Genomic DNA, 13,042 nt, shown 5'->3' on the forward strand with positions numbered 1-13,042 from the left:
TTCCTCTGGTGACACCTGCCTCAGTTGCGCAGGTAGCTTTCCATCGAATCCTCCAGCGCATCCTTCCACGGCGTGTGGTGGACCGGGGCCATCGTGCCGGTGATGACCGACTTGTAGGCGTTGTTGCGGAAGGCCATGATGTCCTTCTTCTTGTGCTCTTTCCACTCGAAGAAGGCCTCGCAGGCGCCGTCGACGTCAAAGGACGGATAGTCCGTCTCGGCGATCAGTTCCTTGACGTAGTCGCCCTGATAATGGATCGCGTCGTGGGCATCCTTGCCCTCATCCTCGTGGCGAACCCGGTCCTCGACATCCTTCATCAGAACGGCCTTGTCCGTCGGGATCTGGATCTTGCCCATGATCGCGTCGCGGACCCACCACGCCTGCGCGTCGAACATGTTGAAGGTGAACCACTGGTCCTGCATGCCGACATAGAACAGCTTCGGATTGTGGACCCAGGCCACGCCTTTATACAGGTCCGCCGTCGCCAGCCGGTTCGCCGTCTTCAGCCGCAGATCGTCCGGCAGGAAGGGGAAGTGGTGCTTGTAGCCGGTGCACAGGATGATCGCGTCGATCTTCTTGGATGTCCCGTCCGCGAAGTAGGCCGTGGTCTCGTCCACATGGCTTAGCTTCGGGACTTCCTTCCAGTTGTCCGGCCAGTTGAACCCCATCGGAGCATTGCGATAGGCGACCGTGATCGACTTCGCGCCGTACTTCCAGCACTGCGATCCGATGTCTTCGGCCGAATAGGACGACCCCAGCAGAAGCAGGTCCTTGCCCGCAAACTCCCGCGCGTCGCGGAAGTCGTGGGCGTGCAGCACGCGGCCGTTGAACTTGTCGAAGCCGGGGTATTCCGGCACGTTCGGCACGCTGAAGTGGCCAGAGGCAACGATGACATTGTCGAAGTCCTCGGAATACATCCGGTCGGCCTTCAGGTCATGCACCGTGACGGTGAAGTTGCCCTTGTCCTCGTTGTACTTGACCATCCGCACCGTGGTGCAGAACCGGATCCAGTCGCGAACGCCCGCCTTCTTCACCCGGCCCTCGATATAGTCGAACAGCACGGCGCGCGGCGGATAGCTGGCGATCTGCTTGCCGAAATGTTCCTCAAACGAATAATCGGCAAACTCCAGACCCTCCTTGGGGCCGTTCGACCAGAGATAGCGGTACATGCTGCAATGCACCGGCTCGCCGTGTTCATCCAGACCCGTGCGCCAGGTGTAGTTCCACAACCCGCCCCAGTTCGACTGCTTTTCAAAGCAGACGACTTCGGGAATATCCTCGCCCTTTGCCTTGGCCGACTGGAACGCGCGCAGCTGCGCAAGGCCGGACGGCCCCGCTCCAATGACGGCAACTCTCTTCTTCATGGTCAACCTCCGGATGGTGAGTCTTTTATCACGCGTCGGGCGCGCTGGTTTTGGGCTAGCCTAGTGACAAAGTTGCGCCTGTGTCAAATCTTCTTCCTGTTGGTAAACAGACCGCCCCCGGGATCACATGTCCAGTGGGGGCGGCCTTACAACTTCTGCAAGAAAGTTAAGCGCAAGCTGACCTAACGGGCAATGGTCACGGTGCAATGTGCGCGCGTTGCCACTTCGCTGGCGACCGACCCCAGGACCAGCCGCTGCAACCCGCGCTTGTCGCCGGTTCCCATGACGATATGGGTATAACCATTCTGCTCGGCATAAGCGATGATCGCAGGGGCCGCCTCCCGCGCGACGACCTCGACCGTGCCGACATCGGTGGCCCCTTCGCTTTTCGCCAGCGCCTCGGCATCGGCCATCAGCTTCTGCACGTCCTCGGCTTTCCAGTGGCTGATCGTTGGACCCCGCGCGCCACCGTGGGCGATGTTGACAACGCAGATCGTCAGATGGCCGCCGGTTGCCTTGGCAACCTCTGCTGCCTGAAGGACCCCGACCGTGGCGTGATCGCTTCCGTCGGTGGGGCAAAGAATCTTGGCTGTCATGATGTCCATTCCCTTCACAGTTGGCTGGACACCACCAACCATCAAACGGCACACTCGGCTTTGACCTGCGTCAATAAAGTTCACCCGCAGGCAAATTTTCGGAGCCCGCCATGCAGCCTGTCGACCCCAAGGACCGCCGGATCGCGAACATTCACAGCGCCCGTTTCACCCCCTTCGTCTATCCCGACGGCGTGGCGCTGGGGGATACGGTCCTGCAACTGGATAAGGATCAGCCGCTCGGCACCGGCTTCCACGTCTACCGTATGCCCCCCGGCATGACGACGCGCGGCCACCGCCACAACGGGCACGAGCAGTTCCTGATCCTCGAAGGCGAGCTGCACGAAAGTGACGGCACGATCCTGCGGGCCGGGGACCTGGTGTTCTACCGCGACGGCACCGAGCACAATTCCTTCACGCCCGATGGCTGCCTTCTGGCCGTCCACATCACTGCGCCGGAAACCCCGGTCGACTAGGCGCTGCCCTGTCAACCCGCGTCCCCTCTCCCCACCGGGGGCGAGGGTCAGGGATTGGGGGGAGAGCCGGGACAAGAGAAAAGCCCCGGATCGCTCCGGGGCCAGTTGGGGGGTTCAGGTCAGGTAACCGCCGTCGGCACCGGGCCAAACGCCCTGCGCCAGAAGTTAAGAAACAGTGTACGTCCGCAACCAAGCTATTGATAATAATCATGTAGTCGCGATTTTCCACCGTGGACAGACCTCAGATATCCAGCGTCGTCTGGGTCTCCCAGGCCGAGAAATGCGAACAGTAGTCGTTCCATTCCTTGTGCTTCAGTTTCAGGAAGGCCGCACTGAACTCGTCGCCCATCATCGACTTCAGGGTCTTGTCCCGGTCATACTCCCGCAGCGCGTCCAGCAGGTTCAGCGGCAGCTTCGGCGCGTTCTTCACCGTGTGCCCCATCTGATACATGTCGATGTCATGCCGCTTGCCGGGGTCCGCCTTGGTCCGCACCCCGTCGATGCCCGCCGCAAGGATCACCGCCTGCATCAGGTAAGGGTTCGCCGCGCCATCGGGGAGCCGCAGCTCGAACCGCCCTGGCCCCGGCACGCGAACCATGTGGGTCCGGTTGTTGCCGGTCCAGGTCACCGTGTTCGGCGCCCAGGTCGCGCCCGAAGAGGTGCGAGGAGCATTGATCCGCTTGTAGCTGTTCACCGTCGGGTTGCAGATCGCCGCCAGCGCCGATGCGTGTTTCATGATCCCGCCCAGGAAGTGCCGCCCCTGATCCGAAAGCCCCAGCTCCTTGGAGTTGTCGGCAAAGGCGTTCTTCTTCCCGTCCAGCGTCCAGACCGAGATGTGGGCATGGCAACCCGACCCGGTCAGCCCCTTGAACGGCTTCGGCATGAAGGTGCAGCGCAACCCGTGCTTTTCGGCCACCGACTTCATCATGAACTTGAAGAAGCTGTGCTTGTCCGCCGTCTGCAGGACGTCGTCGTACTTCCAGTTCATCTCGTACTGGCCGGTCGCGTCTTCGTGGTCGTTCTGGTAGGCCTCCCAACCCAAGTCCAGCATGTAATCGCAGACTTCGGCGATGCAGTCATATTGACGCATCATGGCCTGCTGGTCGTAACAGGGCTTTTCGGCGCAGTCATAAGGATCGGCGATCCTGTCGCCCTCGGGGGTCAGCAGGAAGAATTCCGGCTCGACCCCGGTCTTGACCCGCAGACCGTCCTTGGCCGCCTCGTCGATCAGACGGCGCAGGACGTTGCGCGGGGCCTGAGCCAACGGCTTTTCTTCCATGACGCAGTTCGAGGCAACCCAAGCCACCTCTTTCTTCCAGGGCAACTGGATCGCCGCCTCTGGGTCGGGGACTGCCATCATGTCCGGGTGCGCCGGAGTGAGGTCCAGCCAGGTCGCGAAACCCGCAAAACCCGCCCCATCCACCGCCATGTCGTTGATCGCCTGCGTCGGCACCAGTTTTGCACGCTGCCCACCGAAGAGGTCGGTGTAGGAAACCATGAAATACTTGACGCCTTTTTCCTTTGCCCACTTGGCAAGGTCTTTAGCCATCACTGTAACTCCCTAGGTCTTTTCTTGTGTGTTTAAGGGGAAACGGCGGCCTTACCAGCCGCCGTTCCGCCCCGGTATCCAGTTGGTGCCTGCCAGCGGAACGCCAGCCATCGCCGCCGCCTCGATGGTCAGCGAGACCAGGTCCTCGGGCTCGAGGTTGTGCAGGTGGTTCTTGCCGCAGGCGCGCGCGATGGTCTGCGCTTCCAGCGTCATCACCTTGAGGTAGTTCTTCAGCCGCCGCCCACCCAGGACCGGATCGAAGCGCTTGGACAGCTCGGGGTCCTGCGTGGTGATCCCGGCGGGGTCACGGCCTTCGTGCCAGTCGTCATAGGCGTCGGCGGTGGTACCGAGCTTCTGGTATTCCTCTTCCCACTTCGGGTCGTTGTCGCCCAAAGCAATCAGCGCCGCCGTCCCGATGGCAACTGCATCGGCACCGAGGGCCATCGCCTTCGCCACGTCCGCGCCCGACCGGATGCCGCCCGAGACGATCAGCTGCACCTTCCGGTGCATCCCCAGGTCTTGCAGCGCCTTCACGGCTTGCGGGATACAGGCCAGGATCGGCATGCCGACATGCTCGATGAACACGTCCTGCGTCGCCGCCGTGCCGCCCTGCATGCCGTCCAGCACGACCACGTCCGCGCCCGCCTTCACCGCAAGGGCCGTGTCGTAATAGGGCCGCGCACCGCCGACCTTGACGTAGATCGGCTTTTCCCAATCGGTGATCTCGCGCAGTTCCATGATCTTGATCTCAAGATCGTCGGGCCCGGTCCAGTCCGGGTGACGGCAGGCACTACGCTGGTCGATCCCCTTGGGCAGGTTGCGCATGTTGGCGACGCGGTCGCTGATCTTCTGGCCCAGAAGCATCCCGCCGCCGCCGGGCTTTGCACCCTGGCCGACCACGACCTCGATCGCATCCGCCCGGCGCAGGTCGTCGGGGTTCATCCCATAGCGCGACGGCAGATACTGATAGACCAGCGTCTTGGAATGGCCGCGCTCTTCCTCGGTCATGCCCCCGTCGCCGGTGGTGGTCGAAGTGCCCGCCTCGGACGCCCCACGGCCCAGGGCTTCCTTGGCCGGGCCGGACAGAGCGCCGAAGCTCATCCCGGCGATGGTGATCGGGATGTCCAGGTGGATCGGCTTCTTCGCAAAGCGGGTGCCCAGCCAGACGTCGGTCGAGCATTTCTCACGGTAGCCTTCCAGCGGATAGCGGCTGATCGAGGCCCCAAGGAACAGCAGATCATCAAAGTGCGGCAAGTGCCGCTTGGTGCCGCCGCCGCGGATGTCGTAGATGCCGGACGCAGCGGCGCGGCGGATTTCGGCGTTCACCGCCGGAGTGAACGTGGCCGAGAAGCGCGGCGGAGTATGGGGGAAGTCGCTCATCTTTACCTCAGTATGCCGCTGCGTTGTCGATGTTGAAGTTGTACAGCTTCCGGGCCGAGCCATAGCGCTTGAACTCTTCTGGCCTGGCCTGGCCGTCGGCCTCGCCGCGTTTCAGAAGGTCTGCCAGCAGGGCCAGATGTTCCGGCCGCATCTCTTTCTCGATGCAGTCCGCGCCCAGCGACTTGACCGATCCGCGCACGAACAGACGCGCTTCGTACAGCGAGTCGCCCAGCGCGTCGCCCGCGTCCCCAAGCACTACAAGGTTCCCGGACTGCGCCATGAAGGCCGACATGTGGCCGATGCTGCCGTGGACGACAATGTCGATCCCCTTCATCGACACACCGCAGCGCGACGAGGCATTGCCCTTGATCACCAACAAGCCACCACGCCCGGTCGCCCCGGCATACTGGCTGGCATTGCCGTCGATGATGACGGTGCCCGACATCATGTTCTCGGCCACGCCGGGGCCAGCAGAGCCCTTGATGCGGATCGTCGCCTGCTTGTTCATGCCCGCGCAGTAATAGCCCGTCGAGCCTCGGACCGTGATATCCACCGGCGCGTCCACTCCGGCGGCAATTGCATGCGCGCCCTTGGGGTTGACGACCTCCCAGGCGGTCATGTTGGTCTGGCCCTTCAGGGCGTGCAGCGAGGAGTTCAGGGCGCGCAGGCCCTCTTTCCCCAGATCGAAGGTCTGCATTCTCTCAACGCTCCCAGAAGTACACAGTGGCGGGTTCGGGCTCCCAGACGCGGGCGTTCTCGATGCCCGGCAGGTTGACCAGCGCCCGGTATTCCGATCCGAATGCCACGTAGGCGTCGGTCTCGGCCATGACGGCGGGCTTGCAAGCGATGGGGTCACGGACGACGCCAAAGCCGTTCTTGGTGCCGACGACGAAGGTGTAGAAGCCGTCCAGGTCTTCAAGACCGGATTCCAGCGCGGTGCCAAGATCCTCGCCTTCTTTCAGCTTCTGGCTGACATAGGCGGCGGCGACCTCGGTGTCGTTCTGGGTCTCGAAGGTCATGCCCTTGCGGATCAGCTCGCGGCGCAACCCGTTGTGGTTCGAAAGGCTGCCGTTGTGCACCAGGCATTGATCCGGCCCGGTCGAGAACGGGTGCGCGCCCATCGTGGTCACGGCGGATTCGGTCGCCATGCGGGTGTGACCGATGCCGTGAGTGCCCTTCATCCGGGCGACGTCGAAGCGGGCGGCCACATCCTTGGGCAGGCCGACCTCCTTGAAGATCTCGATGCTGTCGCCCGCGCTCATCACCTTCACGCCGGGGCGCAGATGCGACAGGGCCGACCGGGCGGCGTCCAGCTGATCCAGCGGCACTTCCAGCACCGCGTGGGTCGACTTGATCAGCATGGTCACCGGCTGGCCGATGGCGTCATGCAGATCGCCATCGAGGTTCTTGAAGTCCTTGTCGGGGCTTGCCGACTGGATGGTGATCTTGCCCAGACCGTCCTTTGCCCCGCCATAGATCGCGATGCCGGCCGAGTCGGGGCCGCGGTCGGTCATGGTGATCAGCATGTCCGTCAGCATGGCACCAAGCTGCGGTTCCAGCTTCGGGTCCTTGAGGAAAAGTCCAACGATGCCACACATGGATTCGTCTCCTTCACGTGATTGCGATGACGCTAGCACCGCTTGATCCACCTATCAACTGGTAAGAAACAAATTTCACCTGTCGGGAAAAACGCTGCTTATTGAACAGGCATCTGCAGTTTTTCTTGACAGATTGTCGCAGGTGGCTTTCCCTGTGGAAAACAAATTTGCCGTGCAGGGAAAGACGTCGGGGCCGCGTCGCACGGGTCGCTCAAGAGCTCAAGGGAGGAAATCGTGGGAGACCTTAATCAGCGGATTGAGGCGATGCACCGACGCGACGTGCTGGTGGCATGGGCGTTCGTGATCGGCCTTTGGTGCGCCGTGATCTTCGTTGCCATCGCGACCTGGGACCTTGCGCCGAATGGAACTGCGCGGGTGCTGCTTATGATCGCCGGGGCTGTCGTCCTGATCTTCAACACCGCCGCCATCCTGGCGATGCTGCGCCATTACCGCGAGGACCGCGACTTCATGTACGGCCTCGACATCAAGTTCCTTGACGAAGCCCGCGGCAGAAAGGGCTGAACATGGCACATTATCAACCCCCGAAGCAGGGCAAGGCCAGCCAGTTGTTTGACGTCGTCGTGCTGGTGGTTCTGACCGTCGGCGCGCTGTTCGTCCCGCTCTGGATGGGCATGGCGGGCGCGGCCAAGTCGGTTTCCACCCCGGTCGAGAATCCGACCTGGGAGACGTTGGGCCAGAATGAAGCGCAGTCCGCCAAATACGAAGCACTCGGCTACACGCCCGAGACCGCCCACGACCTGATCCTGGCACGCTTCGACTACAGCTTCTCGATCACCGCGCTGCTGACGATGATCGCGGTCATCCTGCTATATTACTTCCTGATCCTGCGGTTCTCCGAAGTGGAATACCGCGAAGTCATCTCAGAAAAATTCGGGGAGTAGGCCATCATGGACCTGTGGAACTGGCTTGAATACGGCGCCTGGGGGCTTTCGGCCGCCTTTGGCCTGCACATGGCTGTCGATTGGCTGAAGACCGACAGCACCTATTCCGAAGACGTCCTCACCTCATCCCGCGAAGGCGAGCTTGAGGCGATGGCCGAAGAACGCAAGGGGCACTGACATGGCTGATGTGGACATCACCTCGCAGACCATGGACGGCATGGGACCGCACGGCACCAAGGTCGGCCTTCTCCGGGTCCTTGGCCCGGCCCACGTCTGGGCGCTAGGCGTCGGCATCGTTCTGGTCGGCGAATACATGGGCTGGAACTTCGCCGTCGGCAAAGGTGGGGCCTATGCCGCACTGATCGCCTGCTGGTTCGCGGGGATTCTGTATTCCTGCGTCGCCATGATCGACTCGGAGGTCACCTCGACCGTCGCTTCGGCCGGGGGACAATACACGCAGGCCAAGCACATCGTCGGGCCGCTGATGGCGTTCAACGTCGGTCTCTACCTTGTCTTCGCCTACACGATGCTTGAGGCTGCCAATGCCATCACGGCAGGCTACCTCTTTTCTGTCGTCGCCTCGATGACGGGACATGCCGACGCGCTGGACCAGCGACCCTTCATCATCCTGGTCATCATGTTCCTGGCCTGGCTGAACTATCGCGGCGTGCTGGCGACTCTGACCTTCAACCTGGTCATCACCTCGATCGCCTTTCTTGCGATCCTTGTGCTGTTCCTGTCGACCAGCGGAGTCATCGGCACCGGGATCATGGAGCACGCGGCCTTGTTCGAGGGCCATGAGCTTCCCTATGGCTGGATCGGCGTCCTGGCGGCCATGCACTTCGGCCTATGGTACTACCTTGGCATCGAGGGCACCACGCAGGCGGCCGAGGAAGTCCGCTCTCCAGCCCGCGCGCTGCCTTTCGGCACGCTGGCCGGGATCATGACGCTCCTCATCGCTGCGACGCTGACCTGGTACGTCTGCTCGGGTGTCCTGCCTTGGGAGTTCCTGGGGGATGGGGTCAACGGGTCGGTTGCGCCTCTCTTTGACACGGCGCGTCTGTCCGGGTCGAACGCGCTGATCTGGCTACTGGGCTTCGGCACCCTTTTCGCGACACTCGCCAGCGCCAACGGCTGCATCAACGACGCCTCGCGCGCCTGGTTCGCGATGGGCCGCGACAAGTACCTGCCCGGCTGGTTCGGCGCGGTTCACCCGAAGTACCGCACGCCCTACCGGGCTATCATCTTCCTGGTCCCGATCGCGCTGATCTTCGCCCTTGGCGCGCCTCTGGACCAGGTCATCACCTTCTCCATCCTGTCCGGCCTCTTGGGCTATACCTTCATGCCGCTGAACATCATCCTCTTCCGGCGCAGGTGGCCGTTGGAGACGATCAAGCGCGGCTATGAGCACCCGTTCCATCCCGTGCCCGCGATCACGCTACTGACGCTGTGCGGCGTGACCTTCTTCGCGGTGTTCCTGGGCTATGGCACGCAACTTGTCGCGATGATCGGCTTCTACATCGTCGTGTCGCTGTGGTTCCACTTCTGGCGTTACCGCTTCGTGAACCGGGGGGCGCAGTTCACCATGCCCTGGCCGAAACCTCGCGGCTACTAAGGACAAGCGGCCCGCCCCCGACAGGGCGGGCCTTTTCCCATGTCCCCACTCATTCCCCTTGGCATCGCCCTTGCCGCCCTTGGCCTGTGGCTCGCCCTCCGCCTGTTCCGCGAGGCCTCGGCTCGCGCGCGCGCGCGCGCGAACTACTTCTCTGCGGTCAAACCGCTGTTCGACGGCGGCGAGATACGCGTCCAGCCAACCGGATTTCCGCGCATGACCGGCCGGCGCAAGGGTCTTGCCTTCGACTTGCAGGCCGTCCCGGACACCCTGACCTTCCGCAAGCTTCCGGCGCTGTGGGTCCTGGTCACCCTGCCAGAGCCCCTGCCGCTTCGCGCTACACTCGACCTCATGGCGCGTCCCTCGGGAAACGAGCCCTTTACCCGTTTCGCCACCCTGCCGCAGTCGCTGCCGATCCCACCCGACATGGCGAAGGACATCGCCATCCGCAGCGATGATGCAACCCACATTCCGCCATCGGACCTGCTAACCCGCCATGCCGACCTGTTCCACGATCCCAGAATCAAGGAACTGGTCATTTCCCCCAAGGGCCTGCGCATCGTGATCCTGGCCGAGGAGGCCGACCGCAGCCGCTACCTGATCTTCCGCGAGGCCGAAATGGGCCGCGCGCCGCTTGCCCCCGCAAGACTGGAGCCGCTGCTCGACAGGCTGGCGGCCTTGCGCGAAGATGTCCTGACCCTTGCCAAGGCCCCCGCATGAAACCGCCGCCGAACCCCTACATCGTCCTTGCCGTTGCCGTGGTGCTGCCCGGCATGGGTCAGGTCCTGAACCGCCAGCCGGTACGCGGGTTGATCTTTGTCTGCTTTGCGATCCTGCTGGGCGGCTTCACCCTGAAGACCGCAGCACCCGAAGTGTCCTTCGTCGGCAAGATGGCGGGGGGGCTCTTCGTCTGGGCGATGGCAGTGCTGGACGCCTACAAGACCGCCCGCATCCGGCACGCGGTCTGGACCCACGCAAATGCTCCTCGGTGACTGCGTCACTCGTCGCGGAAGACCCCCGCGAGGAGAAGACGAAGTCGCACGACGAGCTACTCCTGCCAGAGGTCCCCAAGCATCGCCTTCAGCGCAGCCAGTGCCTCCGGCCCGTCCTCGCACCCCGTACCTACCCTGACCGCCACCGTCGCCGCGAACCCATAGGCTGCGCGTTTGTCCGACCGTATCGTCACTTCGAACCCCTTCGGCCCCGCAACAAGGTTTTCGATCGCATCCTCGGCCCCGAAGGTCTCGTCACTTGCCTCGAACCAGACCGGACCGCCGCCGACGGGCTGGCGGAACAGGGCATAGCCTTCGTCTGCGTCCTCCCCCTCGGCGAAGCCTATGAATAGCTCGCCCTCATCCTCGACGACCGAGCCATAGGCCGCTTTGACCGTGATGTCGGCCATGCGCCTAGTACCACTTCGCTACAGGCGGCAGGCTCATCAGCACGGCATTCGCATCGTGCCCCGTTTCCAGTCCGAACTTGGTGCCCCGGTCATAGACGAGGTTGTATTCGGCATAGAGCCCGCGGTGCTGCAGTTGCACCTCGCGATCGGCATCGGTCCAGGGCGTCTGGACGCGTCGTTCGGTCAGCGGCTGGAAGGCCGGCAGGAAAGCCTCGCCCACCGCGCGGGTAAAGGCGAAATCGCGGTGCCAGTCGCCGGTATTCAGATCGTCGTAAAAGATGCCACCGACGCCACGCGCTCGTCCCCGGTGCGGGACGAAGAAGTATTCGTCGGCCCAGGCCTTGAACTTCGCATAGTAGTCTGGCGAATGGGCGTCACAGGCTTTCTGCATCTCGGCATGGAAATGCGCGGTGTCCTCGGCGTATTCGATGCAGGGGTTCAAGTCCGACCCGCCGCCGAACCACCAGGCGCCGGGGGTCCAGAACATCCGCGTGTTCATGTGCACGGCCGGGGCATGGGGGTTGACCATGTGTGCAACCAGGCTGACGCCGCTTGCCCAGAACCGCGGGTCGCTGTCCATTCCGGGCACGCCGCGCGCGGCCATTGCCCGCTGGGCCTTTTCGCCCAGCACACCGTGCACTTCCGACCAGTTTACCCCGACCTTCTCGAACACCTCGCCGCCCCGCATCACGCTCATGATGCCGCCGCCGCCATCCGCGCGCGACGTCGGGGTCACCTCGAACCGGCCCGGAGCGCCCTTGGCATACTTGTCCTCAAGCCCCTCGAAAGCCGCGACGATACGGTCGCGCAGGGTCCGGAACCAGGCAGCGGCGACGGCGTTGCGACTGTCAGTGGGATCGGTCATTCTTGGGTCCTCGGCTGTTGGCACCGCATGCCTAGCACCCCCGCGCGCAGCTTTCCACTGTTTGAGGAGGACGCCATGAAACGGCTGGTTTTACTGACACTTGCCACCCTTGCGGCCTGTGGTACCCCTCAGGAACAATGCATCAGCCGCAACACCCGCGACTTGAGTACGGTGGACCGCCTGATTGCCGAATCCGAAGGTAACCTGGCCCGCGGCTATGCCTTCGAGACGGTGACGGTCTATGAGGATTACTGGGCCTACTGCCCGCAACCCCCGGTGGCCGAGGGCCAGCCCGTCCCGCCGCCGCGCCTTTGCCGGGACGAGCGCCCGGTGACCGAAAAGCGCCCGAAAGCCATCGACCTGAACGAAGAGGCGCGGAAGCTGGCAAGTCTGCAGGAAAAGCGCACAAGCCTGGCCCGTCAGGCCGAAAAGGTAATCACGGCCTGCAAGGCGCAGTATCCAGAATGACCCTGCGGGATCAGTGCGCTGGCGCGCAGACGACGTCCAGAAGACCACGCCCGCCGTCCACGGTCAGCACCTGCCCGGTGATGAAGCCCGACGCATCCGAAGCCAGGAACTGCACCGCCTCGGCAAGTTCCGCCGGCGCCGCGATGCGTCCCAGCGGGGTCGCTTCGGTGATCTGATCGCGAAAGTCGGGGTGTTCTTTGAGAGCGGCCTGCAGGCTTGCACTCATCACGCTGCCAAAGGCCACCGCGTTGACCCGGATGCCCTTCGGCGCCAGCCCCACCGCCAGCGAGCGGGTCATCTGGTCCATCGCCGCCGACGCCATCGAATAGGCCAACAGTTCCGGCCGCGTCGCCTGCGAGGCGATGGAGGACAGGTTGATGATCGAGCCCAGCATCGTCCCCGGCTCTACTTCGGCCCGCTGGGCGTGCTGGATCATCCGCTTGGCCGTCATCTGCGAAATCCGCAGCGCGGACAGGACGTTGTGGCGCCAAAGTTCTTCGACCCCGTCTCCCTCGGGGTTCAGGATGTCCGACACCAGGGTTCGGCGGTTGGCGTTCACCAGAATGTCCACCCGCTCGAACGCGTCGATAGTCGCCGACAGCAGGTTGGCGATGGTCAGCTTTTCGGTCAGGTCGCCCGAAAACATGCGGACCCCACCTTCGGCCCGCGCTTCATCGCCGACCTCGGCTTCAAGCTTGGTTTCGTCCACATCGGCGAACATCACGTTGGCGCCCTTGTCCACCAGATGCCGGGCGATGGCGAGCCCGATGCCAGAGGCCGAGCCGGTTACGATGGCAGTCTTGCCGGAAACAGAGAAAGACATGGGCGGCCTC

General features: G+C 63.3%; 17 protein-coding genes. 8 read left to right on the forward strand and 9 right to left on the reverse strand.

What is annotated here, in order from left to right; translation table 11 throughout:
• Positions 1-20 precede the first annotated feature (20 nt).
• A complete protein-coding gene (locus Q8M85_RS20380) occupies positions 21-1,364 on the reverse strand; it encodes an NAD(P)-binding domain-containing protein (RefSeq protein WP_305548046.1) in 1,344 nt (447 codons plus the stop codon).
• A 182-nt stretch (positions 1,365-1,546) separates the two neighbouring features.
• Entirely contained in the window at positions 1,547-1,960 is a 414-nt protein-coding gene (locus Q8M85_RS20385) for a universal stress protein (protein WP_305548048.1), read from the reverse strand.
• 110 nt (positions 1,961-2,070) lie between these two features.
• Between Q8M85_RS20385 and Q8M85_RS20390 the strand changes: the two genes are divergently transcribed.
• Positions 2,071-2,433 carry a cupin domain-containing protein gene (locus Q8M85_RS20390; RefSeq protein ID WP_305548050.1) on the forward strand — a complete coding sequence of 121 codons (363 nt, stop codon included), beginning with the start codon at positions 2,071-2,073 and terminating at the stop codon, positions 2,431-2,433.
• 241 nt (positions 2,434-2,674) lie between these two features.
• Here Q8M85_RS20390 and glnT read toward each other — a convergent pair whose 3' ends face one another.
• Genes glnT through Q8M85_RS20410 form a run of 4 tightly spaced genes read right to left on the reverse strand, consistent with a single transcriptional unit; the run spans position 2,675 to position 6,960 of the window.
• A complete protein-coding gene (gene glnT, locus Q8M85_RS20395; protein ID WP_305548052.1) occupies positions 2,675-3,982 on the reverse strand; it encodes a type III glutamate--ammonia ligase in 1,308 nt (435 codons plus the stop codon).
• Positions 3,983-4,033: 51 nt separating this feature from the next.
• Positions 4,034-5,362 (reverse strand): FMN-binding glutamate synthase family protein, encoded by a 1,329-nt coding sequence (locus Q8M85_RS20400; RefSeq protein ID WP_305548054.1) that lies wholly within the window; start codon positions 5,360-5,362, stop codon positions 4,034-4,036.
• Between the two features lie 7 nt (positions 5,363-5,369).
• Positions 5,370-6,059 carry a GXGXG domain-containing protein gene (locus Q8M85_RS20405; RefSeq protein ID WP_305548056.1) on the reverse strand — a complete coding sequence of 230 codons (690 nt, stop codon included), beginning with the start codon at positions 6,057-6,059 and terminating at the stop codon, positions 5,370-5,372.
• A gap of 4 nt (positions 6,060-6,063) precedes the next feature.
• Positions 6,064-6,960 (reverse strand): glutamine amidotransferase family protein, encoded by an 897-nt coding sequence (locus Q8M85_RS20410; protein ID WP_305548058.1) that lies wholly within the window; start codon positions 6,958-6,960, stop codon positions 6,064-6,066.
• Between the two features lie 234 nt (positions 6,961-7,194).
• Here Q8M85_RS20410 and Q8M85_RS20415 point away from each other — a divergent pair, with 234 nt between their 5' ends.
• The 6 genes from Q8M85_RS20415 to Q8M85_RS20440 are packed head-to-tail and all read left to right on the forward strand — an operon-like array spanning position 7,195 to position 10,466.
• Positions 7,195-7,482 (forward strand): hypothetical protein, encoded by a 288-nt coding sequence (locus tag Q8M85_RS20415; protein ID WP_305548060.1) that lies wholly within the window; start codon positions 7,195-7,197, stop codon positions 7,480-7,482.
• A gap of 2 nt (positions 7,483-7,484) precedes the next feature.
• Complete coding sequence (locus Q8M85_RS20420; protein WP_305548061.1) at positions 7,485-7,862, forward strand: hypothetical protein; 378 nt, start codon at positions 7,485-7,487, stop codon at positions 7,860-7,862.
• 6 nt (positions 7,863-7,868) lie between these two features.
• Positions 7,869-8,039 carry a hypothetical protein gene (locus Q8M85_RS20425; protein ID WP_305548062.1) on the forward strand — a complete coding sequence of 57 codons (171 nt, stop codon included), beginning with the start codon at positions 7,869-7,871 and terminating at the stop codon, positions 8,037-8,039.
• Position 8,040: 1 nt separating this feature from the next.
• Entirely contained in the window at positions 8,041-9,477 is a 1,437-nt protein-coding gene (locus Q8M85_RS20430; RefSeq protein ID WP_305548064.1) for an APC family permease, read from the forward strand.
• Between the two features lie 39 nt (positions 9,478-9,516).
• Positions 9,517-10,194 carry a hypothetical protein gene (locus tag Q8M85_RS20435; protein WP_305548066.1) on the forward strand — a complete coding sequence of 226 codons (678 nt, stop codon included), beginning with the start codon at positions 9,517-9,519 and terminating at the stop codon, positions 10,192-10,194.
• Entirely contained in the window at positions 10,191-10,466 is a 276-nt protein-coding gene (locus Q8M85_RS20440; protein ID WP_305548068.1) for a hypothetical protein, read from the forward strand. The genes Q8M85_RS20435 and Q8M85_RS20440 overlap by 4 nt, the downstream gene beginning before the upstream one ends.
• 56 nt (positions 10,467-10,522) lie before the next feature.
• Here Q8M85_RS20440 and Q8M85_RS20445 read toward each other — a convergent pair whose 3' ends face one another.
• Together Q8M85_RS20445 and hemF are read right to left on the reverse strand one after the other, a co-directional pair.
• Positions 10,523-10,876: a hypothetical protein gene (locus Q8M85_RS20445; protein WP_305548070.1), complete on the reverse strand. Its 354-nt coding sequence runs from the start codon at positions 10,874-10,876 to the stop codon at positions 10,523-10,525.
• 4 nt (positions 10,877-10,880) lie between these two features.
• Positions 10,881-11,741 (reverse strand): oxygen-dependent coproporphyrinogen oxidase, encoded by an 861-nt coding sequence (gene hemF / locus Q8M85_RS20450; RefSeq protein ID WP_305548072.1) that lies wholly within the window; start codon positions 11,739-11,741, stop codon positions 10,881-10,883.
• Positions 11,742-11,816: 75 nt separating this feature from the next.
• On the opposite strand from hemF, the gene Q8M85_RS20455 reads away from it, so the two are divergent.
• Complete coding sequence (locus Q8M85_RS20455; protein WP_305548075.1) at positions 11,817-12,209, forward strand: hypothetical protein; 393 nt, start codon at positions 11,817-11,819, stop codon at positions 12,207-12,209.
• Between the two features lie 10 nt (positions 12,210-12,219).
• Here Q8M85_RS20455 and Q8M85_RS20460 read toward each other — a convergent pair whose 3' ends face one another.
• Positions 12,220-13,032 carry an SDR family NAD(P)-dependent oxidoreductase gene (locus Q8M85_RS20460; protein ID WP_305548077.1) on the reverse strand — a complete coding sequence of 271 codons (813 nt, stop codon included), beginning with the start codon at positions 13,030-13,032 and terminating at the stop codon, positions 12,220-12,222.
• Positions 13,033-13,042: the final 10 nt, after the last annotated feature.

The organism is Tabrizicola sp., from assembly GCF_030694085.1.
GTDB lineage: Bacteria > Pseudomonadota > Alphaproteobacteria > Rhodobacterales > Rhodobacteraceae > Tabrizicola.